Below are 4656 nucleotides of genomic sequence, written 5' to 3' on the forward strand. Positions count from 1 at the left end.
CAGACCCACCTTCGCCTTGAACTCCGGGGTGTGCACCTTGCGCGTCTTCACTTCGCTCATCGCTTCTCGCTCCCTATGCCAGCGCCTAGCTTAAACCACTGTCTCAAATCCGGGGACCACTATAGCTCGGCCAGCTGCGACGGGCTCGTCGAAGAAACGGCTCAGATCGCGGTTTCCCGCGATCCACCCTTTTTCGTCAGGTCTTTTTCCCGCTGCCGATTTTCGTCTCGTTGCCGGCCAGCAGTCTCTGCAGATTCTGCCAGTGCTTGCCGACGAGAAGCAGCGCAATGCCGGCGATGACCAGCACCATGCGATTGCCGCCCCACATCAGGAGCGCATAGAGCGGCGCGGCGAGCGCAGCGATGAGCGCGGCGAGCGACGAGTAGCGCAAGGCGAATGCAACAACCAGCCAGGTGGCGAGCGTCGCCAGGCCAAGTCTGAGGTCGATCGCGAGCAGCACGCCGGCCGCCGTGGCGACGCCCTTGCCTCCCTTGAAGCGCAGGAAGATCGGGTAGAGATGGCCGAGGAAGACGGCCAGCGCGACGAGGCCGACGGTGAAGTCGGGGAGATTGAACACGGGCGCCCAGCGCTCGGCCAGAAAAACGGCGAGCCAGCCTTTCGCGGCGTCGCCGATCAGTGTCAGCACGGCTGCGCCCTTGTGCCCGCTACGCAGCACGTTGGTGGCGCCGGGGTTCTTCGATCCATAGGTGCGCGGATCGGCCAGTCCGAAAATGCGGCTGGCGACGAGCGCGAAGGAGACCGAACCGAGCAGGTAGGCCGCGAGGATGGCCAGCAGCATGTTCAGGAGGGAGTGCATCGGAGCGTGCTCGTGCGTAGGTTTGGCGGGGGCTCTGGGTTAAAATTCGCCGCCCGTCATCGCTCTCGCCTGCGGTGGCCGATCAATTGTACACCGACACGACGCAGCCCGGCATGGACATCATCTTCATTGAAGACTTTCGCGCTTCGACCCTGATCGGCATCTATCCGCGCGAGCGGGCGTTGGCGCAGACGGTCGAGATTTCGCTGCAGATCGGGACGTCGACGGCTAGCGCCGGCGCCAGCGACGAGCTGGGGGATACGATCGACTACGCCAGTGTCGTCGAGCGGCTGGTGGCCGAGCTGGCAGCGCGCCAGTTCAATCTGCTCGAACGCCTGGCCGAGTACGTCGCGACGCTGCTGTTGGAGGATTTCGGCGCCACCTGGGTGCGCGTTTCGATCGCCAAGCTCGGCACGCTGCGTGGCGTGCGCCGCGTTGGCGTGATCATCGAGCGCGGGGCTCCGGCCTGAGTCGCTTGCCTGCCGGTGGTCCGGCGGGCAAGCGAAGTGGTCGGCTATTCGGCGCCGCCGAAGGCGTGCATTTCCCGATCTGCCTCGATCTCCAATACGCCGCGCACCGCCTTCAGGTGGGCGATCGACGATGCCGGGGCGCGGCCGGCGATGATGCCTATCGTCGACATGACGCGCGACACCTGCAAGCCAGCCGCGCCCAGGCGGTGCGCGACTGACTGGATGTCGGCGAGGTGCGCATCGTCGATGGTGACAATGACTGACTGCACTTGTGCTTCGTCCATTTTCTCGTTCTCACCTCGTTCAAAGGCCGATCAGCGGCGGACGGCAAAGCTCCGGCCAGCAGCGGCTCGCCGGTAGAGCGCAAGGCCGGGCGCCGGCCCGGCCTTGCGCCTGACGGTCAGGTCGGCGGCGACTGTACCAGGCCGACGCCGACATCCCTCGCGGCGAGCGGCAGGCGCAGCGCGCGTGCGGTCAGCAGTTGCCAGAGCGCTGCGCCGCGATTGGCGGCAGAGGTTTGCGCCCACAGCGCGGCTACGCCGGCGACGTGCGGGGTCGCCATGCTGGTGCCGTTCCAGCTTGCGTAGCGCGTCGGCAGCTTGGTCGACGAGTATACGGCAACGCCTGGTCCGACCAGGTCGACGTTGGCTCCGCCCGCGTTACCCGAGCCGCAGGAGAACGAAGCCAGCCGCATCTGGCTGTCGACCGCTCCGACGGCCAGGATCGACGGACTGTTGGCCGGCTGGCCGACGGTCCCTGGCCGATGGTTGCCGGCGGCCGCAATGATCAGGCACCTCTTCTGCAGGGCGCGCTGGCCGATCTTTTCGTAGGCGGTCGACGGCGTGCTGACGGTATTGCCGAGCGACATCGAGATCACCTGGCAGCCGCTGTTGATTGCCCATTCCATGCCGGCCAGAATCCCCGAGGTCGAGCCGCTGCCGTTGTCGGCGAGGACCTTGCCGGCATGGATCGTCGCTTTCTGGGCGACGCCGTAGCGCCGGCCACTGCCGTCGGTGCTGCCGCAGGAGGTGCCGATGCAGTGCGTGCCGTGGCCGTGCCCGTCCTGTACGGTCTGGCCGGAAACGAAGGAAGCGGTAACGATCCGCCGGCCGCGGAAGTCCGGGTGTTGCAGGTCGAAGCCGGTGTCGAGGACGGCGAGCTTGATCGCGCTGCCTGTGCGCTGCGAGTTGACCGCGCGCGTTGCCTTGAGGCCCCAGGTCGATTGGGCGTCGTCGAAAAAGCCGCTGGCGGCGGCCGCCGTGGCGGCGTCGACGCTGGCGCGCGCTCTTTCGTAAAGGTTGTCGGCAGCGTCGCGATAGCCCTGCAGATAGGCGAGCGACAGGCCGGCGTCGTCGGTCAGCGCGTAGAACATGCGCTCGGGCTCGATGTCGAGGATCGCGCCGTCGGCGTCATCGCTGTGTGCCGCCATCAGGCTGCTCAGCGCGTCGTCGTCGAGCGTGACGACGGCAACACCGAGGGTGGGAAAGACGGCGCCGCCGGCGGCGCTGAGCTGCGTCATGTCGAGGGCCGAATCGGTGAAATCGGCGGCGCTCGGAAGGCTCCGGATCGCGGCTCGTTTGGCCAGCGTTGCCATGCCTTTCGCGACGTCGTCGTCACGGAAGGTAACGACGAAACGTCCGCTCGTGCGCTCGGGTTCGCGCGTGGCTGACGCGGAAAATGTGGGATGGTCCGTCATGACTTCCTCCTCTTCGTCCTTGCGGTTGACTGCTGTGGGCTTCGTCGTGCCTGCGCCTGGTGCCGCGTCTCGGCTTGGCCTGTGGCAGGTGTCCAGCCTGCCTGCCGCCTGCCATGAGCTGAGTCTAGTTCACCTTTCGCCGGAAGCAAGCGAATGCTTGCCGGGTAATCCGGCGGCGAACGCGGTGCACGGAAGATTTCCATTAGACTTGCGATTCGGCGGACAGTTGAGTGCGCAGCGCGCGGTCAGCGCCGATTTTTCGACGGGAGGACGATTTGAGAACGGTTGAGTTTGCGTATGACCTCGGGCAGGCGGTCCGCATCAAGGCGATTGACATGGTCGGGCGGGTCGATTCGCTGTCGCTCGACAACAACGGGAACACCTATCGCGTCGTGTATTGGAACGATGGCGCGCGTTGTCAGGTGTGGATGTACGACTGGGAGCTGGAGGCCAGTCAGTAAAAATCGCTTCAGACGGGCTCAGACCTCGACCAGCTCGCCGGCGTGCATGCGTAGCCGCCGGCAACAGCGGGCGGCGATTTCTTCGTCGTGCGTCACCAGCAGCAGGGTCGTGGCGCGCTCGGCGTTGATCGCAAACATCAGGTCGATCACCTGGTGGCCGGTGGCTGCGTCGAGATTGCCGGTGGGTTCGTCGGCCAGGACGAGGCGTGGGCGCGGCGCGAATGCGCGGGCCAGCGCGACGCGCTGCTGTTCGCCACCGGACAGGTGCTTCGGGTAATGTCGCAGTCGATGCGCCAGGCCGACGCGCTGGAGCCAATACTCGGCTTCACTGCGGGCGTTTGCCGCGCCGGCCAGTTCGAGCGGCAGCATGACGTTTTCCAGCGCGCTCAGCGAAGGCAGCAACTGGAATGACTGAAAGACGAAGCCCAGCAAGCGACCGCGCAGGACGGCCCGGGAATCCTCGTCGAGGCGGGTGATGTCCTCGCCGGCGAGGCTGACCGAGCCGCTGGTCGGCAAATCGAGGCCGGCCAGCAGGCCGAGCAGGGTAGACTTGCCGGAACCCGAGGCGCCGACGATCGCCACCGTTTCAGCGGCAGCGACGGCGAACGAAATGTCGTGCAGAATGGTCAACGGCTCGCCGCCGTTGTCGACGCGCCGGGTCAGTTTGTTTACCTCAACCACCATCGACGTATTGTCCACCATGTTTCGTCTCTCAAGCTTTCAGGGTTTGCTCCTGGTCGGAGCCTTGCTTTTCGCTCCGGTGGCGCTGGCGCAGAAGAACATCCTCGTCTTCGGCGATTCTCTCTCGGCGGGTTATGGTATTGCTCAGGAGGCAGCCTGGCCGTCCTTGCTGGCCCGGCGTCTGCAGGAGAGGAAGCTCGATTATACCGTCGTCAATGCCAGCATCTCGGGAGAGACGACGAGCGGCGGTCGGGCGCGCATCGAGGCGGCGCTGAATCGCTATACGCCGCAGATCGTCATCGTCGCGCTCGGTGCCAACGACGGTCTGCGCGGGCTGCCGGTCAGTCAGATGAGCGCGAATCTGACCGCCATCGTCGACGCGGCCCAGCAGCGGAAGGCGCGCGTACTGCTCGTCGGCCAACGCATCCCGCCCAACTACGGCAGCTACGCGGCCGACTTTCATCAGACTTTCGCAGCGGTGGCCAAGGCGCGCCGGACGCCTCTGGTCGATTTCCTGCTTGCCGGCGTAGC

At 65.9% G+C, this 4656-nt stretch carries 7 protein-coding genes; 3 read left to right on the forward strand and 4 right to left on the reverse strand.

The window, feature by feature from the left end; translation table 11 throughout:
- Positions 1 to 196 precede the first annotated feature (196 nt).
- Positions 197 to 817: a glycerol-3-phosphate 1-O-acyltransferase PlsY gene (plsY, locus tag Q1L59_RS02075; protein ID WP_300327639.1), complete on the reverse strand. Its 621-nt coding sequence runs from the start codon at positions 815 to 817 to the stop codon at positions 197 to 199.
- Between the two features lie 113 nt (positions 818 to 930).
- Between plsY and Q1L59_RS02080 the strand changes: the two genes are divergently transcribed.
- Positions 931 to 1287 (forward strand): dihydroneopterin aldolase, encoded by a 357-nt coding sequence (locus Q1L59_RS02080; protein ID WP_300327645.1) that lies wholly within the window; start codon positions 931 to 933, stop codon positions 1285 to 1287.
- A 44-nt stretch (positions 1288 to 1331) separates the two neighbouring features.
- On the opposite strand, the gene Q1L59_RS02085 is transcribed toward Q1L59_RS02080, so the two are convergent.
- Together Q1L59_RS02085 and Q1L59_RS02090 are read right to left on the reverse strand one after the other, a co-directional pair.
- Positions 1332 to 1571 (reverse strand): ketohydroxyglutarate aldolase, encoded by a 240-nt coding sequence (locus tag Q1L59_RS02085; protein ID WP_300327640.1) that lies wholly within the window; start codon positions 1569 to 1571, stop codon positions 1332 to 1334.
- Positions 1572 to 1687: 116 nt separating this feature from the next.
- Positions 1688 to 2983 (reverse strand): S8 family serine peptidase, encoded by a 1296-nt coding sequence (locus Q1L59_RS02090; RefSeq protein WP_300327641.1) that lies wholly within the window; start codon positions 2981 to 2983, stop codon positions 1688 to 1690.
- Between the two features lie 275 nt (positions 2984 to 3258).
- Here Q1L59_RS02090 and Q1L59_RS02095 point away from each other — a divergent pair, with 275 nt between their 5' ends.
- Complete coding sequence (locus tag Q1L59_RS02095; RefSeq protein WP_300327642.1) at positions 3259 to 3444, forward strand: hypothetical protein; 186 nt, start codon at positions 3259 to 3261, stop codon at positions 3442 to 3444.
- 18 nt (positions 3445 to 3462) lie between these two features.
- Here Q1L59_RS02095 and Q1L59_RS02100 read toward each other — a convergent pair whose 3' ends face one another.
- Positions 3463 to 4146, reverse strand: a complete 684-nt coding sequence (locus tag Q1L59_RS02100) for an ATP-binding cassette domain-containing protein (RefSeq protein ID WP_300327643.1) — start codon at positions 4144 to 4146, stop codon at positions 3463 to 3465.
- On the opposite strand from Q1L59_RS02100, the gene Q1L59_RS02105 reads away from it, so the two are divergent.
- Positions 4145 to 4656: arylesterase (locus Q1L59_RS02105; protein WP_300327644.1), on the forward strand; the 512-nt coding region annotated here is incomplete at its 3' end. The two genes, Q1L59_RS02100 and Q1L59_RS02105, sit on opposite strands and share 2 nt — an antisense overlap.

It is taken from the genome of Accumulibacter sp., assembly GCF_029255125.1.
GTDB lineage: Bacteria > Pseudomonadota > Gammaproteobacteria > Burkholderiales > Rhodocyclaceae > Accumulibacter.